Source organism: Pseudomonas retamae (assembly GCF_043496865.1).
GTDB lineage: Bacteria > Pseudomonadota > Gammaproteobacteria > Pseudomonadales > Pseudomonadaceae > Aquipseudomonas > Aquipseudomonas retamae.
Window position 1 is genome coordinate 244,396 of the sequence record NZ_JBIEIL010000002.1, and the last position, 18,807, is coordinate 263,202.

At 61.5% G+C, this 18,807-nt stretch carries 19 protein-coding genes; 8 read left to right on the top strand and 11 right to left on the bottom strand.

Features of this window, described 5'->3' with window-relative positions; all coding sequences use genetic code 11:
* Positions 1 to 106 precede the first annotated feature (106 nt).
* From ACGSLL_RS04215 to ACGSLL_RS04235, 5 genes are all read left to right on the top strand, one after another.
* Positions 107 to 1,342, top strand: a complete 1,236-nt coding sequence (locus ACGSLL_RS04215) for a 3-methyl-2-oxobutanoate dehydrogenase (2-methylpropanoyl-transferring) subunit alpha (protein WP_208940703.1) — start codon at positions 107 to 109, stop codon at positions 1,340 to 1,342.
* 1 nt (position 1,343) lies between these two features.
* Positions 1,344 to 2,402 (top strand): alpha-ketoacid dehydrogenase subunit beta, encoded by a 1,059-nt coding sequence (locus ACGSLL_RS04220; protein ID WP_394503476.1) that lies wholly within the window; start codon positions 1,344 to 1,346, stop codon positions 2,400 to 2,402.
* The gene (locus tag ACGSLL_RS04225) at positions 2,403 to 3,671 is read left to right on the top strand and encodes a dihydrolipoamide acetyltransferase family protein (protein ID WP_394503478.1); all 1,269 of its coding nucleotides are present in this window, start codon (positions 2,403 to 2,405) and stop codon (positions 3,669 to 3,671) included.
* A 7-nt stretch (positions 3,672 to 3,678) separates the two neighbouring features.
* Positions 3,679 to 5,052 carry a dihydrolipoyl dehydrogenase gene (gene lpdA, locus ACGSLL_RS04230; protein WP_394503480.1) on the top strand — a complete coding sequence of 458 codons (1,374 nt, stop codon included), beginning with the start codon at positions 3,679 to 3,681 and terminating at the stop codon, positions 5,050 to 5,052.
* Positions 5,053 to 5,276: 224 nt separating this feature from the next.
* On the top strand, positions 5,277 to 6,296 hold the full coding sequence (locus ACGSLL_RS04235; RefSeq protein ID WP_039762213.1) for a branched-chain amino acid aminotransferase: 1,020 nt from the start codon (positions 5,277 to 5,279) through the stop codon (positions 6,294 to 6,296).
* A gap of 205 nt (positions 6,297 to 6,501) precedes the next feature.
* Here the strand turns inward: ACGSLL_RS04235 and ACGSLL_RS04240 are convergent, their stop codons facing one another.
* From ACGSLL_RS04240 to ACGSLL_RS04255, 4 genes are all read right to left on the bottom strand, one after another.
* Positions 6,502 to 7,392 carry a TIGR03915 family putative DNA repair protein gene (locus ACGSLL_RS04240; protein WP_394503483.1) on the bottom strand — a complete coding sequence of 297 codons (891 nt, stop codon included), beginning with the start codon at positions 7,390 to 7,392 and terminating at the stop codon, positions 6,502 to 6,504.
* Positions 7,389 to 8,609, bottom strand: coding sequence for a putative DNA modification/repair radical SAM protein (locus ACGSLL_RS04245; protein ID WP_394503485.1), 1,221 nt, complete (start codon positions 8,607 to 8,609; stop codon positions 7,389 to 7,391). The genes ACGSLL_RS04240 and ACGSLL_RS04245 overlap by 4 nt, the downstream gene beginning before the upstream one ends.
* Before the next feature lie 234 nt (positions 8,610 to 8,843).
* Positions 8,844 to 10,163 carry an Nramp family divalent metal transporter gene (locus ACGSLL_RS04250; protein WP_394503487.1) on the bottom strand — a complete coding sequence of 440 codons (1,320 nt, stop codon included), beginning with the start codon at positions 10,161 to 10,163 and terminating at the stop codon, positions 8,844 to 8,846.
* A 63-nt stretch (positions 10,164 to 10,226) separates the two neighbouring features.
* Positions 10,227 to 10,766: a chalcone isomerase family protein gene (locus ACGSLL_RS04255; protein WP_394503489.1), complete on the bottom strand. Its 540-nt coding sequence runs from the start codon at positions 10,764 to 10,766 to the stop codon at positions 10,227 to 10,229.
* 145 nt (positions 10,767 to 10,911) lie between these two features.
* On the opposite strand from ACGSLL_RS04255, the gene ACGSLL_RS04260 reads away from it, so the two are divergent.
* Entirely contained in the window at positions 10,912 to 11,685 is a 774-nt protein-coding gene (locus ACGSLL_RS04260) for a hypothetical protein (RefSeq protein ID WP_394503491.1), read from the top strand.
* An 84-nt stretch (positions 11,686 to 11,769) separates the two neighbouring features.
* Positions 11,770 to 12,327 (top strand): DcrB/PsbP domain-containing protein, encoded by a 558-nt coding sequence (locus tag ACGSLL_RS04265; RefSeq protein WP_394503493.1) that lies wholly within the window; start codon positions 11,770 to 11,772, stop codon positions 12,325 to 12,327.
* Here ACGSLL_RS04265 and ACGSLL_RS04270 read toward each other — a convergent pair.
* The 4 genes from ACGSLL_RS04270 to ACGSLL_RS04285 form a co-directional block, all read right to left on the bottom strand.
* Positions 12,317 to 13,033: an alpha/beta hydrolase gene (locus ACGSLL_RS04270; protein WP_394503495.1), complete on the bottom strand. Its 717-nt coding sequence runs from the start codon at positions 13,031 to 13,033 to the stop codon at positions 12,317 to 12,319. The genes ACGSLL_RS04265 and ACGSLL_RS04270 overlap by 11 nt on opposite strands.
* 180 nt (positions 13,034 to 13,213) lie before the next feature.
* Complete coding sequence (locus tag ACGSLL_RS04275; protein WP_394503497.1) at positions 13,214 to 14,326, bottom strand: succinylglutamate desuccinylase/aspartoacylase family protein; 1,113 nt, start codon at positions 14,324 to 14,326, stop codon at positions 13,214 to 13,216.
* Between the two features lie 201 nt (positions 14,327 to 14,527).
* Positions 14,528 to 15,307: an ABC transporter substrate-binding protein gene (locus ACGSLL_RS04280; protein WP_394503499.1), complete on the bottom strand. Its 780-nt coding sequence runs from the start codon at positions 15,305 to 15,307 to the stop codon at positions 14,528 to 14,530.
* A gap of 243 nt (positions 15,308 to 15,550) precedes the next feature.
* On the bottom strand, positions 15,551 to 15,979 hold the full coding sequence (locus ACGSLL_RS04285; RefSeq protein ID WP_394503501.1) for a rhodanese-like domain-containing protein: 429 nt from the start codon (positions 15,977 to 15,979) through the stop codon (positions 15,551 to 15,553).
* A 102-nt stretch (positions 15,980 to 16,081) separates the two neighbouring features.
* Here ACGSLL_RS04285 and ftrA point away from each other — a divergent pair, with 102 nt between their 5' ends.
* A complete protein-coding gene (ftrA, locus tag ACGSLL_RS04290; RefSeq protein WP_394503503.1) occupies positions 16,082 to 17,050 on the top strand; it encodes a transcriptional regulator FtrA in 969 nt (322 codons plus the stop codon).
* Positions 17,051 to 17,090: 40 nt separating this feature from the next.
* On the opposite strand, the gene arsH is transcribed toward ftrA, so the two are convergent.
* The 3 genes from arsH to ACGSLL_RS04305 are packed head-to-tail and all read right to left on the bottom strand — an operon-like array spanning position 17,091 to position 18,631.
* Positions 17,091 to 17,789 carry an arsenical resistance protein ArsH gene (arsH, locus tag ACGSLL_RS04295; protein ID WP_394503505.1) on the bottom strand — a complete coding sequence of 233 codons (699 nt, stop codon included), beginning with the start codon at positions 17,787 to 17,789 and terminating at the stop codon, positions 17,091 to 17,093.
* 9 nt (positions 17,790 to 17,798) lie between these two features.
* Complete coding sequence (locus tag ACGSLL_RS04300; RefSeq protein WP_394503507.1) at positions 17,799 to 18,269, bottom strand: arsenate reductase ArsC; 471 nt, start codon at positions 18,267 to 18,269, stop codon at positions 17,799 to 17,801.
* A gap of 14 nt (positions 18,270 to 18,283) precedes the next feature.
* Positions 18,284 to 18,631, bottom strand: coding sequence for a metalloregulator ArsR/SmtB family transcription factor (locus ACGSLL_RS04305; RefSeq protein WP_394503509.1), 348 nt, complete (start codon positions 18,629 to 18,631; stop codon positions 18,284 to 18,286).
* Positions 18,632 to 18,807: the final 176 nt, after the last annotated feature.

The following is an 18,807-nucleotide window of genomic DNA, read 5'->3' on the forward strand; positions in this document are numbered from 1 at the left end:
ATATTCTTCTTGGCCGCGCCTATGATTGTTGTAGGACAAGATTTCTTCTACCGAGGAATGACTGCCAGCTCACTACAAGAAATTCACAAGATCGAGCGTAGAAGCCATGACCCAAGCGTATGAACCGCTGCGTCTGCACGTCCCTGAACCCTCGGGCCGCCCAGGCTGCAAAACCGATTTCTCCTACCTGCATCTGACCGACGCAGGCACGGTGCGCAAACCTCCCATCGATGTAGAACCTGCCGACACCGCCGACCTCGCGCGCGGCCTGATTCGCGTGCTCGACGATCAGGGCAACGCCCTCGGTCCGTGGGCCGAAAACGTGCCGGTCGAAATCCTGCGCAAAGGCATGCGCGCGATGCTCAAGACGCGCATTTACGACAACCGCATGGTCGTTGCCCAGCGGCAGAAAAAAATGTCGTTCTACATGCAGAGCCTTGGCGAAGAAGCCATCGGCAGCGCCCAGGCATTGGCGCTGAACATCGATGACATGTGCTTCCCGACCTATCGCCAGCAAAGCATTCTGATGGCCCGCGACGTGCCGCTGGTCGACCTGATCTGCCAACTGTTGTCCAACGAGCGCGATCCGCTCAAGGGCCGTCAGTTGCCGATCATGTACTCGGTCAAGGACGCCGGCTTCTTTACGATTTCCGGCAACCTCGCCACCCAGTTCATTCAGGGCGTGGGCTGGGGCATGGCCTCGGCGATCAAGGGCGATACGAAAATCGCCTCGGCGTGGATTGGCGATGGCGCCACCGCCGAATCGGACTTCCACACTGCCCTCACCTTCGCCCACGTCTACCGTGCGCCGGTGATCCTCAATGTGGTCAACAACCAGTGGGCGATCTCGACCTTCCAGGCGATCGCCGGTGGTGAAGCGACCACCTTCGCCGGACGCGGCGTCGGTTGCGGCATCGCCTCGCTGCGGGTCGATGGCAACGACTTCTACGCGGTCTACGCCGCCTCTGCCTGGGCTGCCGAACGCGCCCGGCGCAACCTCGGCCCGACCATGATCGAATGGGTCACCTACCGCGCCGGCCCACACTCGACCTCTGATGATCCATCCAAATACCGCCCGGCCGATGACTGGAGCCACTTCCCGCTCGGCGATCCGATCGCGCGTCTGAAGCAGCACCTGATCAAGGTCGGTCACTGGTCGGACGAAGAGCACGCTGCCGTCAGCGCCGAACTCGAAGCCGAAGTGATTGCTGCGCAGAAACAAGCCGAACAGTACGGCACCCTCGCCGGCGGCCAGATCCCAAGCGCCGCGACCATGTTCGAAGACGTCTACAAAGAGATGCCGGAGCACTTGAAGCGCCAGCGTCAGCAGCTGGGGATCTGAGATGAACGATCACAACAACAATATTCAGCTGGAAACCGCCATGACCACGACCACCATGACCATGATCCAGGCCCTGCGCTCGGCCATGGATGTGATGCTTGAGCGTGATGACAACGTTGTCGTGTTCGGTCAGGACGTCGGCTACTTCGGCGGCGTGTTCCGCTGCACCGAAGGCCTGCAGAGCAAGTACGGCACCTCGCGGGTGTTCGACGCACCGATCTCCGAAAGCGGCATCGTCGGCGTGGCCGTAGGCATGGGCGCTTACGGTCTGCGTCCGGTCGCTGAGATCCAGTTCGCCGACTACGTCTATCCGGCTTCCGATCAGATCATTTCCGAAGCGGCGCGCCTGCGTTACCGCTCGGCCGGCGAGTTCACCGCACCGATGACCCTGCGCATGCCGTGCGGCGGCGGCATTTATGGCGGCCAGACCCACAGCCAGAGCATTGAAGCGATGTTCACTCAGGTCTGTGGTCTGCGCACGGTGATGCCGTCCAACCCGTACGACGCCAAAGGCCTGCTGATCGCCTCCATCGAAAACGATGATCCGGTGATCTTTCTCGAGCCGAAACGCCTGTACAACGGCCCGTTCGACGGCCACCACGACCGCCCGGTAACCCCTTGGTCGAAACACCCCCAAGCCCAAGTGCCGGACGGTTATTACACCGTGCCGCTGGACGTCGCCGCGATCACCCGTCCAGGCAAGGACGTGACCGTGCTGACCTACGGCACCACCGTCTACGTGTCACAAGTGGCGGCCGAAGAATCCGGCGTGGATGCCGAAGTCATCGACCTGCGCAGCCTGTGGCCGCTGGACCTGGACACCATCGTCAAATCGGTGAAGAAAACCGGCCGTTGTGTGGTGGTTCACGAAGCCACCCGCACCTGCGGTTTCGGCGCCGAACTGGTCTCGCTGGTGCAAGAGCATTGCTTCCATCACCTGGAAGCGCCGATCGAACGCGTCACCGGTTGGGACACCCCCTACCCGCACGCGCAGGAGTGGGCGTATTTCCCAGGGCCGTCCCGAGTAGGCGCGGCGTTGAAACGGGTCATGGAGGTCTGAATGGGCACGCACGTTATCAAGATGCCGGACATTGGCGAAGGCATCGCAGAAGTGGAACTGTCGCAATGGCACGTCAAGGTCGGCGATCTGGTGGTTGAAGATCAGGTACTGGCGGACGTGATGACCGACAAGGCGATGGTCGATATTCCGTCGCCGGTGCATGGCAAGGTGATTGCGCTCGGTGGTCAGCCGGGGGAAGTGATGGCGGTCGGCAGTGTGCTGATCAGCATTGAAGTGGAAGGCGCTGGCAACCTTAAAGAGTCCGCCGCTCCGGTTGTGACCAAAGAGCCTGCGGCGCCGACAGTTGAAACCGTCGTTGAGAGTAAACCTGCCGCAGCCGCGCCACGCCCTGCTCCTGTTTGCCAAGGCCCGATGGTGGCTCGCGAAGCAGACGAACGCCCGCTCGCCTCGCCAGCCGTACGTAAACATGCGCTGGATCTGGGTATTCAATTGCGCCTGGTGCGCGGCAGCGGCCCGGCCGGTCGCGTGCTTCACGAAGACCTTGAAGCCTATCTCGCGCAAGGTCAGTCGAACGCCTCGGCGCCCGCTGCCGCTGCTTATGCCCAGCGCAACGACGAAGAACAGATTCAAGTGATCGGCATGCGCCGCAAAATCGCCCAGCGCATGCAGGACGCCACGCAGCGTGCCGCGCATTTCAGTTATGTCGAGGAAATCGATGTCACCGCCATCGAAGAATTGCGCGCGCACCTCAACGAAAAGCACGGTGCCAGCCGTGGCAAGTTGACCTTGTTGCCGTTCCTCGTGCGTGCACTGGTCGTGGCCCTGCGCGACTTTCCGCAGATGAACGCCCGTTACGACGACGAAGCGCAAGTCATCACCCGCCTCGGCGCGGTGCATGTCGGCGTCGCCACGCAAAGCGATGTCGGCCTGATGGTGCCGGTGGTGCGTCACGCCGAAGCGCGCAGCCTGTGGGACAGCGCTGCGGAGATTTCGCGCCTGGCCAGTGCCGCGCGCAACGGCAAGGCCAGCCGCGACGAGTTGTCCGGTTCGACCATCACCTTGACCAGCCTCGGTGCGCTGGGCGGCATCGTCAGCACGCCGGTGCTGAACCTGCCGGAAGTGGCGATCGTCGGCGTGAACAAAATCGTTGAACGACCGATGGTCGTCAAAGGCCAGGTGGTGATCCGCAAGATGATGAACCTGTCCAGCTCGTTCGATCACCGCGTGGTCGATGGCATGGACGCGGCGCTCTTCATCCAGGCCATTCGCGGCCTGATCGAACAACCCACCACTTTGTTTGTGGAGTAAGGCGCCCATGCAATCTTTAAACACCACGCTGCTGATCATCGGCGGCGGCCCCGGCGGCTACGTCACGGCGATTCGCGCTGGGCAACTGGGCATTCCAACGATACTGGTCGAAGGCCAGTCGCTGGGCGGCACCTGCCTGAACATTGGCTGCATTCCGTCGAAGGCGCTGATCCACGTCGCCGAACAGTTTCACCAGACGCAACATCACAGTCAGCATTCGGCGCTGGGCATCAGCGTTTCCGCACCGACGCTGGACATCAGCAAGAGCGTCGAGTGGAAGGACGGCATCGTTGATCGCCTGACCACCGGCGTTGCCGCGCTGCTGAAGAAGCACAAGGTTCAAGTCATTAACGGCTGGGCGAAAATCATCGACGGCAAAACCGTTGAGGTGGGCGATACGCGCATCCATTGCGAACATCTGGTGCTGGCTACCGGGTCGACCAGCGTCAACCTGCCGATCCTGCCGATTGGCGGGCCGGTCATTTCCTCCACCGAAGCGCTGACGCCCAAGTCGGTGCCCAAACGCCTGATCGTGGTCGGCGGCGGTTATATCGGCCTGGAACTGGGGATCGCCTATCGCAAACTCGGGGCCGAGGTCAGCGTGGTCGAGGCGCAGGATCGCATCCTGCCCGCCTACGACGCGGAACTGACGCAACCGGTGCACGAGGCGCTCAAGCAACTGGGCGTGAAGCTGTACCTCAAGCACAGCGTGTCGGGTTTCGACGGCACGTTGCAGGTGCGCGATCCTGAGGGCGAAACCCTGAACCTGGAAACCGATCAGGTGCTGGTTGCTGTGGGGCGCAAACCGAACACCCAGGGCTTCAACCTTGAAGCGTTGAATCTGGACATGAACGGTTCGGCAATCAAGATCGACAGCCGGTGCCAGACCAGCATGCGCAACGTCTACGCCATTGGCGACCTCAGCGGCGAACCGATGCTCGCGCACCGCGCGATGGCACAGGGCGAAATGGTTGCCGAGCTGATCAGCGGCAAGACCCGCGAATTCAACCCGACCGCGATCGCCGCCGTGTGCTTCACCGACCCGGAACTGGTGGTGGTCGGCAAGACGCCCGATGAAGCCAAGGCCGCGGGACTGGACTGCATCGTTTCCAGCTTCCCGTTCGCCGCCAATGGCCGGGCGATGACCCTGGAATCGAAAAGCGGCTTCGTCCGTGTGGTCGCCCGTCGCGACAATCATCTGATTGTCGGCTGGCAAGCGGTGGGCGTCGGCGTGTCGGAGCTGTCGACGGCATTTGCGCAAAGCCTGGAAATGGGCGCGCGCCTGGAAGACATCGGCGGCACCATCCACGCCCACCCGACGCTGGGTGAAGCGGTGCAGGAAGCGGCGTTGCGTGCGTTGGGGCATGCGCTGCATCTGTAGACAGTGGCGGCCCCTTCGCGAGCAGGCTCGCTCCCACATTTGAATTGCGTTTCACCTGTGGGAGCGAGCCTGCTCGCGAATTCTTGAGTGCGACGGGATTTATCTGCCTGTGATCCGATAGTCCGGGCTGCGAAACCGCTCAAGAATGAAGTATTGTTGTGCCCATCCAAAAAACGTCAGAAGCCTTGAACCGTTTCGGCGGTTGTTCAGTGATAGAGGGTGTCATGGGTAACGAGAGCATCAATTGGGACAAGCTGGGTTTTGATTACATCAAGACCGACAAACGCTATCTGTCGTACTTTCGCGATGGCGAGTGGGACAAAGGCACCCTGACCGAAGACAACGTGCTGCACATCAGCGAAGGCTCGACGGCTCTTCACTATGGCCAGCAATGCTTCGAAGGCATGAAGGCCTATCGTTGCAAGGACGGTTCGATCAACCTGTTCCGCCCGGACCAGAACGCCCTGCGCATGCAGCGCAGCTGCGCACGGTTGCTGATGCCGACCGTGGACACCGAGCAGTTCATCGAAGCCTGTAAAGCCGTGGTTCGCGCCAACGAGCGCTTCATCCCGCCTTACGGCACCGGTGGCGCGCTGTACCTGCGTCCGTTCGTGATCGGCGTCGGTGACAACATCGGCGTGCGTACCGCGCCCGAGTTCATTTTCTCGATCTTCTGCATCCCGGTCGGCGCCTACTTCAAGGGCGGCCTGACCCCGCACAACTTCCAGATCTCCAGCTACGACCGCGCCGCCCCGCAAGGCACCGGCGCCGCCAAGGTCGGTGGCAACTACGCGGCCAGCCTGATGCCGGGCTCGAAAGCCAAGAAAGCCAACTTCGCCGACGCGATCTACCTCGACCCGATGACCCACACCAAAATCGAAGAAGTCGGCTCGGCCAACTTCTTCGGGATCACCCACGACAACAAGTTCGTCACGCCGAACTCGCCGTCGGTGCTGCCAGGCATCACCCGCCTGTCGCTGATCGAACTGGCGAAATCGCGTCTGGGCCTGGAAGTGGTCGAAGGCGATGTGCTGATCGACAAACTGGCGGACTTCAAGGAAGCCGGCGCTTGCGGAACCGCTGCCGTGATCACCCCGATTGGCGGCATCAGCTACAACGACCATCTGCATGTGTTCCACAGCGAAACCGAAGTTGGCCCGGTGACGCAGCAGCTCTACAAAGAGCTGACCGGCGTGCAGACCGGGGACATCGAAGCGCCAGCGGGCTGGATCGTCAAGGTTTGATTTGACGGTTGCTGATGTTAAAAAAGCCCTCCGCCGAGTGATTGGTGGGGGGCTTTTTTGATTGTGGTTGTTGGTTTTTTTCGTGTAAGGCTGGAGATCTTTTCCCCCTCACCCCAGCCCTCTCCCCCAGGGGGGCGAGGGGAAAGGGAGCCGATCGTTGGGCTTTTCAAAACCTGAGTTCGACTCGATAGTTCAGGTCGATGAATCAAGTCCGAGCACCTCCGTCAGTCCCCTCTCCCTCTGGGAGAGGGTTAGGGTGAGGGTTTGCTCCTGGCTTTTTTAGCGCAATCCGCTTACCCGACCGCTCCGCAATCCCGCTCGCCTGCCCATCCCCCTGCTTGCCCATCCGCGCCTGCGTAATCAGCCCGGGAATCAATTCCCCCTCCGGCAGGTTCTTCCAGAACCGCACCGGCAGATGCCCTTGCATGACCTTCGGATTCAACCGTGCCGGGTTGAAGATATGGCTGTAATAGGTCAGCCACAGATCACCATGGGGATCGTCAACGTTCTGCGCCAGTTGCTGCCATTCCACCGGGCATTGCCGTTGATGAATCAGTTGCTCGCCATCGTAATAAACCCCGTCCCGCGGCGTGGCGATCAGCCAGCGATGGCGGCCCATGCGCCCGATAAAATGCGTGCTGGCGCTGTGCAGGATGTCGTGCGCCGGTTCATGCCACGCGACGTATTCGGGTCCGGCGCTGCCTTTGGGCCGTTCGATGAAGCGCACGAACGCATGCAGGTGATGGGCTTCACGGTTCACCTGTTTGATCCGCCGCTGCAACTCGCTGCCAAGTTTGTCGCCGGCCATCATCGCGGTACGGTCGCCGTGGCTGACGCGCCACAACACTTCGTACAGCAAACTCCAGCGCTGATCACCGCGATAGCGCGAGGCTTGTTCCAGGGTATCGAGCAACGCGCGGGGAATGCGCGCCTGAAACGGCCCCTGCCCTTCAGGCACCGGGTCGTCATTGGCAAACAGATCACCCACGCCTTGCGAGGCCCAACTGACCAGGCTCGGGTCGATTTCGTGGCTGAGCAGCCAACGCGCCTGTTGCCGCCAGTTGTCGAACAGGTCGTCGCAATCGAGATTGATCATCCCCACAACCCCATCTGTTGTGGCTGCGGTCGGTCGCGCAGTTGCTGATAGAGCATGTGGCTGGTGACTTCGGCCTGCTGCGGGTGGTAGTCGCTGGTGATGATGAACGGCTTGGCCTTGGCCAGTACGCAACGCATGCGCGCGACGTCTTCGTAGCGGATGCGTCGCTGTCGGCGCAACTCGACCAAACGTTCAGTGGTGCGCAGGCCGATGCCGGGAATGCGTGCAATCAACGAGGCCTCGGCGCGGTTCAGATCCAGCGGAAACACTTCACGATTCTGCAGCGCCCAGGCCAGTTTCGGGTCGATGTCGAGGGCCAGATTGCCCGGCCCCTTGAGCAATTCGTCCGCGCTGTAGCCATAACTGCGCAACAGAAAGTCGGCCTGATACAAACGGTGCTCGCGCATCAGCGGCGGCGCGGCCAATGGCACGCTCTTCGGGCTGTCCGGAATAGGACTGAACGCCGAGTAGTAAACCCGGCGCAGACGGAAGTTGCCATACAAGGATTGAGCGCTGTGGAGGATGGTGCTGTCGTCGGTGTCATCGGCACCGACAATCAACTGCGTGCTCTGCCCGGCCGGGGCGAACTTCGGCGCGCGTGGCTCGTTGAGCACGGTCTGCACGCCAGTGTAGATGGTTTTCATCGCCTGCTTGATCGAACCAATGTCCTTCTCCGGCGCCAGGGTTTGCAGGCTGGCATCGGTGGGCAGTTCGATGTTGACGCTCAGGCGATCGGCGTAACGCCCGGCCTCCTCGATCAGCGCCGGATCGGCCTCGGGAATGGTCTTGAGGTGGATGTAGCCGCGAAACTCATGTTCCTCACGGAGCAGCTTCGCCACCCGGACCAGTTGCTCCATGGTGTAGTCCGCCGAGCGAATGATGCCGGAGCTGAGGAACAGCCCGCTGACACAGTTGCGCCGGTAGAAATCCATGGTCAGCGCCACGACTTCCTCGGGGGTAAAACGCGCGCGCGGCACATCGCTGGAGCGGCGGTTGACGCAGTATTGGCAATCGTAAAGACAGAAATTGGTCAGCAGGATCTTCAGCAGCGACACGCAACGCCCGTCCGGCGTGTAGCTGTGGCAGATGCCCATGCCATCAGTCGAGCCCAACCCGCTCTTGCCCTCGGAGCTGCGCTTGGGCGCACCACTGCTCGCGCACGACGCGTCGTACTTGGCGGCGTCGGCGAGAATGCTCAGCTTGTCGATGATTTGCATGGGCGCGGGCTCTTTACTGTGTGCATATACAGTATAGGCTCGACCGCTTTGACACAAGGTGACGGATAACCCCCTCGTCGGGTGGTGTTGCCTAGGCTCGCGTGTATTGCGGGACCTGATCGTTCCCACGCTCTGCGTGGGAATGCAGCCACGGACGCTCCGCGTCCGCTGTGACGCAGAGCGTCACGGGAGGTGTTACCACGCAGAGCGTGGGAACGATCAGTCTGTCAAAGATCAAACCACCCACTGCGAAATCAGCCAGCCATTCGCCCCGCTGATCACCACGAACAACCCCCACGCCAACACCTGCGTCGGCCAGCGATTCACAAACGGCCCCATGAGTTGCTTGTCATTGGTCATGCGAATCAGCGGATACAGGGCAAACGGCAGTTGCAGACTCAACACCACCTGACTCAACACCAGTAACTTGCCGATGGCGTTGTCGCCCAGCAGCCACACGCCAATAAATGCCGGGATCAACGCCAACCCACGGGTGATCAACCGCCGCTGCCAGCACGGTATCCGCAGGTTCAGATAGCCCTCCATGATCACTTGCCCGGCGATGGTGCCGGTGAAGGTCGAACTCTGCCCCGACGCCAGCAACGCCACGCCGAACAACACGCTGGCCAATGCCCCGCCTACCAGCGGATCGAGCAAGTGATAGGCGTCCTGAATGTCCACCACCTCGGTATGCCCGGACTGGTGAAACGCGGCAGCGGCGAGGATCAGGATCGCCGCGTTGACCAGCAGCGCCAGCGCCAGTGAACCGATGGTGTCGATGCGCGCCAGTTTTACCGCATCCTGCTTGCTCGCCAGGTCCTTGCCGATCATCCGCGTCTGCACGATTGAGGTGTGCAGATACAGGTTATGCGGCATCACCGTGGCGCCGAGAATACCGATGGCCAGGTACAGCGGTGCGGCATCGCTGATCGCCGCCAGCGAGGGTTTGAAACCTTGGGCGACGTCCGGCCAGTAGGGCTTGATCAACAGCAATTCGACGAAAAAACACACGCCGATGGTCGCGACCAACACCAGCATGATCGCTTCCAGTCGACGGAAGCCACGATTCTGCAAGGCCAGCACCAGCAGCGTATCGAACGCGGTCAGGGCAATCCCGAATGTCAGCGAACAGCCGAGCAACAAGTGAAACGCCAGGGCGCAGCCGAGCACTTCGGCAAGGTCGGTGGCAATGATCGAGATTTCCGCCAACACCCACTGCAAGCGCGCGGTTGGCGTGCTGTAGCGCTGGCGCGACAGTTGCGCCAGATCGCGTCCGGTGGCGATGCCCAGCCGCGAGCACAGGCACTGAACGACCATCCCCGCCAGACTCGCCAGTAACACCACGAACAACAGGCTGTAACCAAATCGCGAGCCGGCCTCGATCGCCGTCGCCCAGTTGCCGGGGTCCATGTAGCCGATCGACACCAGCAAACCGGGGCCGGCGAAACGCAATACACGTTTAAAGAACGATGCAGAAGGATCGACCGCGACACTGCCGGCCACTTCCGGCGGGCAAAACGGCGCGGTGGCGATTTTGGGCAAGCTGAATTTCAAGCACACATCCAGAAACAAGTCGAAAGGACGCAGCTTAGACGTTTCGCCCGGTGCGGTGAAAGGTCAAGGTTGGCGGGTGCCCAACAATTGCTCGCGCAGATCGGGATTGCGCGTGCGTGGGTCAAGCCAGATATCGAAAAACGCCCGGGCGAACTGCGGATCGTCAATCTCGTGCTGCAAGCGCTGGCCGACAAAAAAACGCGCGCCCTGCCCCGGCAGATACACCCCGGTGATCCGTGTGCCGGCCTGCACATCGACGAATGATTGCTCCATCTGTGCCTGCCAACCGGCCAATTGCGCCGTACTCACCTGATTGCCGGAAAGGCGTTTGATCTCGTCGACACTGGCCTGCACCAGATCATCGCGGGAGATTTTGCGGCGGTAAATCAGCTCCAGCGCAAATGGCTGATCGTTCGCCAGCGGGCGCGCCGCACTCCACAGCCGTGCATCGTAGACGTCGAAACCGAACACGCTGAATTCGCCGCTGCCGATGATCTGTGCCCCCGGCACCGCGTCCTGCCAATTGGCCCAGGTCGGCGTCAGCAACAGCGCCCACAGGCCGATGCCGCAGCAGCCGCGAAGCATTTTCGAGGATTTGTTCATCGCACATCGCTTCCGGCCGCCCCTGATAGTCAAAGCATAGCCGTAATTGCATTCGGATTTTTGTATACAAAATTTGCAAACATAGGCAGCAATCGCGTTTCCACGGTGCTAACGTGGCTTACCTGCATCCGATGGAGACACCTGCGTGCTGATCCTCAAACTGCTGCTGATTCCGGCCTTCCTCTTGCTGATCTCGCTGGCGGGCAAACGCTGGGGGCCGAGCGTGGCCGGATGGCTGTCGGGGTTGCCGGTGGTGGTCGGGCCGATTCTGTTTTTCCTCGCCATCGAACAGGGGCCGGAGTTTGCCGCGCAATCGGCGGTCGCAGCCCTATCGGCGATGTTTGCGATGATCGCCTTCTGCATCACCTACGCGCAGGTGGCGCAACGGGCGAACTGGCCGTGGGCACTCGCGGCCTCGCTGGCCGTCTGGAGCGTACTGGCGCTGCTGTTGTCGCTGGTGCCGCCCTCGTTGCCGTTCTCGCTGACGGTGGCGGCGATTGCGCTGCTGGCCTCGCCTTATCTGTTTCCGGTGGTGCAACCGGTGCTGAACGGTCCGGCGCCGAAGTCCGACCGACTGATCTGGCGCATGCTCGCCGGTGCCGCGCTGACGTTGGCGGTGACGATGCTGGCCAGCACCGTCGGCGAGCGCTGGAGCGGTTTGCTCGCGGTGTTCCCGGTCCTCGGCAGCGTGATGGCGGTGTTTTCGCAACAGACGCGCGGCCCGGCTTTCACCGCTGCGCTGTTGCGGGCGACGGCGACCGGCATGTATTCATTCTCGGCATTCTGCCTGGTCTCGGCGCTGACCTTGCCGAGCCTCGGCCTGAAGGGCTTCATCGTCGGTGTCGCGGTGTCGGTGGCCATGCTCGGAGTGACCAGAAAGCTGCTGGCCCGGCCAGTGGCCAGCGCGCCGGCGCATTAACCGCTCGGGCGAATCGGGCTGGAACGTGCGCCCTGCTCCGTGGGATCATCGCCCGCCTCGCGCGACCATCCCACGGAGATTCACATGTCATTGTTGAGCAAAAAAGCTGCCGTCCTGCTGCTGTCGGCGATTGCTGCTTTGGGCGCGATCAACGCGCAAGCGGCCAAGGAAAAAGCCACCAGCGAAAAAGTCTCGCTGCTCGACGGCAAGTTCAGCTTCGTCCTGCCCAAAGGCTTCGTCGCCGACCCGCTGCCGCCAAGCCCGAGCGGCGCCAAGGGCACGATGTACACCAACCAGGCGACGAAAACCGTAGTCATCGCAGCGGAAAACCAGATTCCGCAGGGGCAGAACGTCAAGGACAACGACGGGCCGTTTCTCGACGGTGCGGTGTCCAGCTTCATTGAAGACCAGCGCAAAGCCCTGCCGGATTTCAACAAGCTCAGCGAAAAAAGCCTGACCCGCAAGGGTACCGGCCTCGGCTTGCGCCAGGTCGACAGCACCGCCACTCAGGGCGGCGGCCAGACCCTCAACACCACGTTGATGGCCGGCTCCGGGACGAAAATGGCGCTGGTGCAGGTGATTTCCCGCGCCAGCGACAAGAAAGGTCACGACGCGCTGATCAAGACCCTCCTCAAGGATTGAGCTGCTGCAGCCAGCCGTTCAGGTCGCGCAATTCCGCCGCCGTGATGCTGTGGCCGATGCCGGGATAGGCATGAAACTGCGGTTTGTACCCGAGCTTTTGCAGTTGCGCGTTGGCTTCGGTGCCGAGGCGGTAAGGCACCGGGTCATCGGCGGTGCCGTGGCCGATGAAGATGTGTACCGGCAGCGGGGATTGATCGGCTTTCAATTCGCTTTTCAACACCGGCAGCAAACGTCCGCTCAACGCCGCAAACCCGCCGATGACCACTTGCGGCCGCAGCCCCACTTCGTAACTCATCATCGCGCCCTGGCTGAAGCCGATCAGGTACACCTTGTCCGGGGTCGTGTGATATTTGCCCGTGGCTTGAGTAATGAAATCGCGCAGTTTCTGACCGCTGACCTTCAGATCATCGGTCTCGCCGTTGTAGGCACCTTCGCCCTTTTTGCGAAACCACTGGTAACGTCCTTCACCGAGCTCCATCGGCGCCCGCACCGACAGGTAGTTGTACTGCGCCGGAAGCTGAAATTTCATGCCGATCAGATCGGCTTCGTTACTGCCGTACCCGTGCAGGAAAATCACCAGCGGCCGCGGCTCGGCACCGGGGTGGACCAGTTCGAGGTATTTGAGCGGCAGATCCGATTGCAGCGTGGTTTGCGCGTGTACGGCGGTAGAGGCCAGCAGGGCCAGCAGAGCGAATATTTTCAACATGCAGCGTTCCTTCACAGAGTGTCGGGTTCGGGGGGAGCCTAACATTCTGAGCCGGGTAACCAAATGCTCTGGAGTTGCTGATGGCCACTTCGCGAGCAGGCTCGCTCCCACAGGAGAACGCATTCAAACTGTGGGAGCGAGCCTGCTCGCGAAGAGGCCGGTGAACCCGGTGCAAAACTGTCAGTCGTTGGTTAGCTTGCCAGTCCGATACGGCACCCGTCCCGCCACTTTCGCCTGCCAGATCCCCGGTTCGGTATAGCGCCCGCGATCCAGCGCAAACAGCACGCCGCTGGTGCCGGCGCGCACGGTGCTGACGCGGTCCTGCAACGGGTCGACCACTTCAAACAAGGCGTCGCCCTTCTCCACCCATTCGCCGGCATTACGCAGGAAACTCACCACGCCATGGTGCGGTGCAAACAGGTACTCGGTGCCTTCGAACGGCAGGCCTTCGCAGCATTCGCTCGGCACCGCCGGCCATTCGCCGCTGATGAAACCCTGCTCGGCGAGAAAGCCGAGGATCGCCTCGCAATTGGCCTGCGCCTGATCGACCCGCGTGTCGCCCATGCTGCCCAGCTCCAGCGTAGTCGCCAGATTCGCTGCCGGAATCGCCGCCTGCGGAAACGCCCGCGCCAGGCGCAACCACGGCGTCGAGCAGGATTCATCGAACGAGCTGCCGCCGGAATCTTCACACAACAACGCCACACCGGCCTTCAAGCGCGCCGCCAACGACTGCCATTGCGGCCAGTGTTGCGGCAGTGCGTAGAGGTGAATCGCCGCATCGAAATCGCAATGCAGATCGAGGGTGATATCGGCGTCGCAGGCATGGCGCAACAACAACCGATGCAGCGCCTCCAGTTGCGAGGCCGGCGCCGGCAGCGCCTCGAATACCTCGCCCATCGCCTTGCGGATCAGCGCCACGTTAGCCTCGGCATCCGTGCCCAACTGCTCGCCGACCAGCGCCGCGACCGGTGCGCTGAGTTCGACGAACGCGCGGTTGAAATTCTTGCCGCTGCCCAGCTCAAAACGGCCCATGTGCGCGCCTTGCACATGCTGATCGAGGCCGATCGGGTTGGCCACCGGCACCAGTTCGATCACGCCTTGCAAACGGCCTTGTTGCTCAAGTTGGTTAAGACGTTGCTTGAGTTCCCACGCCGTGCGCATGCCCGGCAATTCATCGGCGTGCAGGCTGGCCTGGATGTACACCTTGCGGGTACCCGCGCCATAGCGAAACACGCTCAGAGAACGCTCACTGCCCAAGTGGCTCCAGGGCAGAATGTGGTCGATGCGTTGCATGGGGAAACTCCTGAATAGCGAGGTTACGCAAATCCTTTGTAGGAGCGAGCCTGCTCGCGAAGGCGTTGGGTCAGACAATCGATATGTCGAATGTTAAACCGCTTTCGCGAGCAGGCTCGCTCCCACAGGGATTTCGATCAATTAAAAAATGCATAAAAAAAGTGGCCTCCGCGCAAACGGGGCCACTTTTTTCACGGCGTATTAATGGCCGTACACGTCAAAGTCGAAGTACTTGTCCTGGACTTTCTTGTACTCGCCATTGGCGCGGATTTCGGTGATGGCTTTGTTGAACTGCTCGGCCAGCGCGGTATCGCCCTTGCGCACCGCGATGCCGGCGCCGCCGCCGAAGTATTTGGCGTCTTCGTAGGTCGGGCCGACGAATTCAAAACCCTTGCCGGCGTCGGTTTTCAGGAAACCGTCGCTGAGGTTGACCGAGTCGGCCAGCATCGCGTCGATACGACCGGACACCATGTCGAGGTTGGCTTCCTGTTGCGAGCCGTAGCGCACCAGTTCGATCCCGGCCGGAACCAGCACTTCGGTGGCGTAGCGGTCGTGGGTACTGGCACGCAGCACGCCGACTTTCTTGCCCTTGAGTTCGGTCAGCGGGTCTTTCACGCCCGAGCCTTCCTTCATCACGAAGCGCGCCGGGGTGTGGTAGTACTTGATGGTGAAATCGACGTTCTTCTTGCGATCATCGGTGATGGTCATCGACGACAGGATCGCGTCAATCTTCTTCACTTTCAGCGCCGGAATCAGGCCATCGAACTCCTGCTCGACCCAGGTGCACTGGACTTTCATCTGCGCGCACAGGGCATCGCCGATATCGACGTCGAAACCGGTGAGCTTGCCGTCAGGGGTTTTCATCGAGAATGGCGGGTAACCGGCTTCAATACCGATGCGGATCGGCTTGGCGTCGGCGGCCACGGCGGTCAGGGACAACATCGACAGTGCCAGGGCACCGAACATCACTAGCTTGTTCATTTATAACTCCTGTGTGCGGAGGCTTTTATTGGCAGCTTCAAGTCAGCGTTCGGTCAAGCCTTGGAACGGCAAAAACCGACGTGGCCGGCAGTCTATGGCGGCGCGCACAGGGCAAATTGTGTTTAAGCGACAAATACTTATGTAACTTCGGCGCAGCGCTTGACCGAGGTCAAAGGCTGCGCCGTCGTGGTGCAAAGGCTGTAGGACAAGCGCCGTTTTCGCTCAGATTTTTCTATAAATCCCTCAGCATTCGCAGGCGATCGGCGCCTTGACCAGTTGCGCCACGCTCAGCGCAAACCCTTCGTCGAGCCAACCGCTGACACCGCCGATCATCTCCTTGACCGGGTAGCCGAGCGCCGCCAGTTTCACTGCGGCCTTGTTCGCGCCGTTGCAATGCGGGCCGGCGCAATAGACCACGAACAGCGTACTCTTCGGATAGCTCGCCAGCTCGGTCGCAGTGAGCAAGCGCGTCGGGATATTGATCGCGCCCGGCACATACCCGCGCTCGAATGCCAGCGGCCCGCGCACGTCGACCAGGACAAAGTCGACGTCGCCGGCCTCGTAGCTGCTGTACACGTCGGAACAATCGGTTTCGAAGGTCAGACGATTGCTGAAGTGCATCAGGGCAATCGCCGAGGGGGCGGCAGGAATGTCGCGAACCAGGCTGGTCATGGGTGTGGCTCCTTGCTTCTGTTCAGGGGTGAACAGACTTTATCGCCGGCCCGCTTGCCGCTACAGTGGCGGACAAGACACCTACCGGGAATTTTCCGCCAAATGCCGACTTTCTCCAATCTGGTCGCGATTCTGGCCTACGACGGCCTCTGCACATTCGAGTTCGGCATTGCCGTGGAGATCTTCGGCCTCGCCCGGCCGGAGTTCGACTTCCCGTGGTATGCGCACGCAATTGCCGCGGTCGATCAGGGGCCAATGCGCGCCACGGGCGGCATTCAGGTATTGGCCGACGGCGGTCTGGAAATATTGGCCGAGGCACGCACCATCATCATTCCCGGCTGGCGCGACCGTAACGCGGCGGTACCCGAAGCACTGCTCGACGCCCTGCGCCTGGCCCACGCCCGCGGCGCGCGATTGTTGTCGATCTGTTCTGGCGTCTTCGTGCTGGCAGCCACTGGTTTGCTCGACGGCCACCGCGCCACCACGCACTGGCGCTACACCGACGAACTGGCGCAACGCTTCCCGGCCATCGCAGTCGACCCGGACGTGCTCTATGTCGACGCCGGCCAACTGATCACCTCGGCCGGCAGCGCCGCCGGCATCGACGCCTGCCTGCACCTGGTCGCCCGCGACTTCGGCACCCAGGTCGCCAACAGCGTCGCACGACGACTGGTGATGTCGCCACAACGCACCGGCGGCCAAGCGCAATTCATCCCGACCCCGGTCAGCGCCACGCCGCGCAACGACCTGTCACGAGTCATGCAGTGGGCCCGCGAGCGCCTGCATCAACCGCTGGAAGTGCGCGATCTGGCCAGTGAAGCGGCGATGAGTGAACGCACGTTTTTGCGGCGGTTTACCGAGGCTAGTGGGCAATCGCCCAAGGCATGGTTGCAGCACGAGCGGCTGGCCCGGGCGCGGGAGTTGCTGGAGAGCACGGATCAGCAGACCGAGCAGATTGCCGAGCGCTGCGGGTATCGCTCGGTGGAGAGTTTTCGGGTGGCGTTTCGCGGGGTGGTGGGGGTGCCGCCTTCGGTTTATCGGGAGCGGTTTGGTCGGGGTGTGACGGTTTAGCTGACTCGCTCCAAAAGTCTTCAGGGCGAGTCGGCGATTCTCAAATCGAACGCTGACTGACCCGCGCCATCAACTGCTCGGCGCTTTCCTTGCGTTCGGAATAGCGGTCGACCAGATGCGTCTGGTGTTCACGCAGCAGCACGGTGAACTTCACCAGTTCTTCCATCACGTCGACCACGCGGTCGTAGAACGGCGAGGGTTTCATTCGTCCCGCATCGTCGAATTCCATGTAGGCCTTGGGCACCGAGGACTGGTTGGGGATGGTGAACATGCGCATCCAGCGGCCGAGCACGCGCAATTGATTGACCACGTTGAACGACTGCGAACCGCCGCACACCTGCATCACCGCGAGGGTTTTGCCTTGGGTCGGGCGCACGGCGCCGAGTTCCAGCGGGATCCAGTCGATCTGCGCCTTGAACACGGCGGACATCGCACCGTGGCGTTCCGGTGAGCACCAGACCTGGCCTTGCGACCACAGCACCAGTTCGCGCAGCTCCTGCACTTTCGGATGGTCGACCGGAGCGTCGTCGGGCAGCGGCAGACCGGACGGGTTGAAAATGCGCGTTTCGGCACCGAAGTGCTCAAGCAGGCGCGCCGCCTCTTCGACCAGCAAACGGCTGAAGGAACGTTCGCGGGTCGAGCCGTAGAGCAGCAGGATGCGCGGTTTGTGCGCATCCGGTGTCGCGAGTTTGGCGGCATCAAATAGCGAGGCATCAAGGTTGGGCAGGTGGTCTGACATGGGTCTTCCTTAAAGCGTACCGATCCGATCGAGCTCGTCTTGCAGCTGATCGCGACTGAGTTGAGCAAACGGCAAATCGAGGAATGCCTGGCAGCGTTGTCCGATTCGCATCAGCGTGGCGTGGAAGGCAGCGTCGATGCTGGCTTCGTCAGCGCTGAGGTCGGAAGGATCTTCGAGGCCCCAATGACTTTTCAGCGCCGGGCCGAAGTACACCGGACACGGTTCGCCTGCGGCGTTGCCGCACACCGTGATAACCACATCCGGCGGGTTGCCGGCGAACGCATCGTTGCCTTTGCTGTGCAAACCGTCGATGGCGATTCCGGACTTTTGCAGCGTCTGCAGACTGCGCGGCAATACCTGCCCCTTGGGGAAACTGCCGGCACTTACGGCTTCGAAATTTGCTGGCGCGAGGTGATTGAACATCGCTTCAGAAAGAATGCTGCGGCAGCTGTTGGCCGTGCACATGAACAGGACTCGCATGGTTTTTTGCTCCATCAGCAACACGCGGCTTCACGAACCGGACGCCCGTGCATGTTCTGCAAGCGGGCGGCGTTGTCCTGCAGCCAGGCGGTGTTGGCTTCGGACGTCATTTGCAGGATTTGCGCGATCCACGTCGGCAGATCCGGATTGAGGCGGTAATAGACCCACTGGCCTTGGCGCCGATCGAGCAGCAGGCCGTTGCTGCGCAATTGCGCGAGGTGGCGGCTGATCTTCGGTTGGCTGTCGTTGAGCGCGCACATCAGCTCGCACACGCACAGTTCACCCTGCGCGGCGATCAACAGCATGGCGCGGACACGGGTTTCATCGGCGAGGCTTTTGAAGACTTCGGTAGGAGTGAGCATGGGGGTGGGCACGGGATATACGGGAAATCGAATATACGGATATCCATATATTTCGCAACCTGAAATGCTGCCCCTTGTAGGCCTTCGCCTGCTCGCGATAGCGGTCTTTCACTCAACATCATTAATGACTGACACACCGCTATCGCGAGCAGGCGAAGGCCTACAGGGGGATTTCT

Excerpts from the sequence above, each read along its gene's own strand:
- ACGSLL_RS04220 (WP_394503476.1), top strand. The coding sequence starts at position 1,344 with ATGAACGATCACAACAACAATATTCAGCTGGAAACCGCCATGACCACG.
- ACGSLL_RS04215 (WP_208940703.1), top strand. The coding sequence starts at position 107 with ATGACCCAAGCGTATGAACCGCTGCGTCTGCACGTCCCTGAACCCTCG.
- arsH (WP_394503505.1), bottom strand. The coding sequence starts at position 17,789 with ATGTCAGACCACCTGCCCAACCTTGATGCCTCGCTATTTGATGCCGCC.
- ftrA (WP_394503503.1), top strand. The coding sequence starts at position 16,082 with ATGCCGACTTTCTCCAATCTGGTCGCGATTCTGGCCTACGACGGCCTC.
- ACGSLL_RS04225 (WP_394503478.1), top strand. The coding sequence starts at position 2,403 with ATGGGCACGCACGTTATCAAGATGCCGGACATTGGCGAAGGCATCGCA.
- ACGSLL_RS04235 (WP_039762213.1), top strand. The coding sequence starts at position 5,277 with ATGGGTAACGAGAGCATCAATTGGGACAAGCTGGGTTTTGATTACATC.
- ACGSLL_RS04240 (WP_394503483.1), bottom strand. The coding sequence starts at position 7,392 with ATGATCAATCTCGATTGCGACGACCTGTTCGACAACTGGCGGCAACAG.
- ACGSLL_RS04275 (WP_394503497.1), bottom strand. The coding sequence starts at position 14,326 with ATGCAACGCATCGACCACATTCTGCCCTGGAGCCACTTGGGCAGTGAG.
- ACGSLL_RS04285 (WP_394503501.1), bottom strand. The coding sequence starts at position 15,979 with ATGACCAGCCTGGTTCGCGACATTCCTGCCGCCCCCTCGGCGATTGCC.
- ACGSLL_RS04265 (WP_394503493.1), top strand. The coding sequence starts at position 11,770 with ATGTCATTGTTGAGCAAAAAAGCTGCCGTCCTGCTGCTGTCGGCGATT.
- ACGSLL_RS04300 (WP_394503507.1), bottom strand. The coding sequence starts at position 18,269 with ATGCGAGTCCTGTTCATGTGCACGGCCAACAGCTGCCGCAGCATTCTT.
- ACGSLL_RS04255 (WP_394503489.1), bottom strand. The coding sequence starts at position 10,766 with ATGAACAAATCCTCGAAAATGCTTCGCGGCTGCTGCGGCATCGGCCTG.
- ACGSLL_RS04270 (WP_394503495.1), bottom strand. The coding sequence starts at position 13,033 with ATGTTGAAAATATTCGCTCTGCTGGCCCTGCTGGCCTCTACCGCCGTA.
- ACGSLL_RS04305 (WP_394503509.1), bottom strand. The coding sequence starts at position 18,631 with ATGCTCACTCCTACCGAAGTCTTCAAAAGCCTCGCCGATGAAACCCGT.
- lpdA (WP_394503480.1), top strand. The coding sequence starts at position 3,679 with ATGCAATCTTTAAACACCACGCTGCTGATCATCGGCGGCGGCCCCGGC.
- ACGSLL_RS04280 (WP_394503499.1), bottom strand. The coding sequence starts at position 15,307 with ATGAACAAGCTAGTGATGTTCGGTGCCCTGGCACTGTCGATGTTGTCC.
- ACGSLL_RS04245 (WP_394503485.1), bottom strand. The coding sequence starts at position 8,609 with ATGCAAATCATCGACAAGCTGAGCATTCTCGCCGACGCCGCCAAGTAC.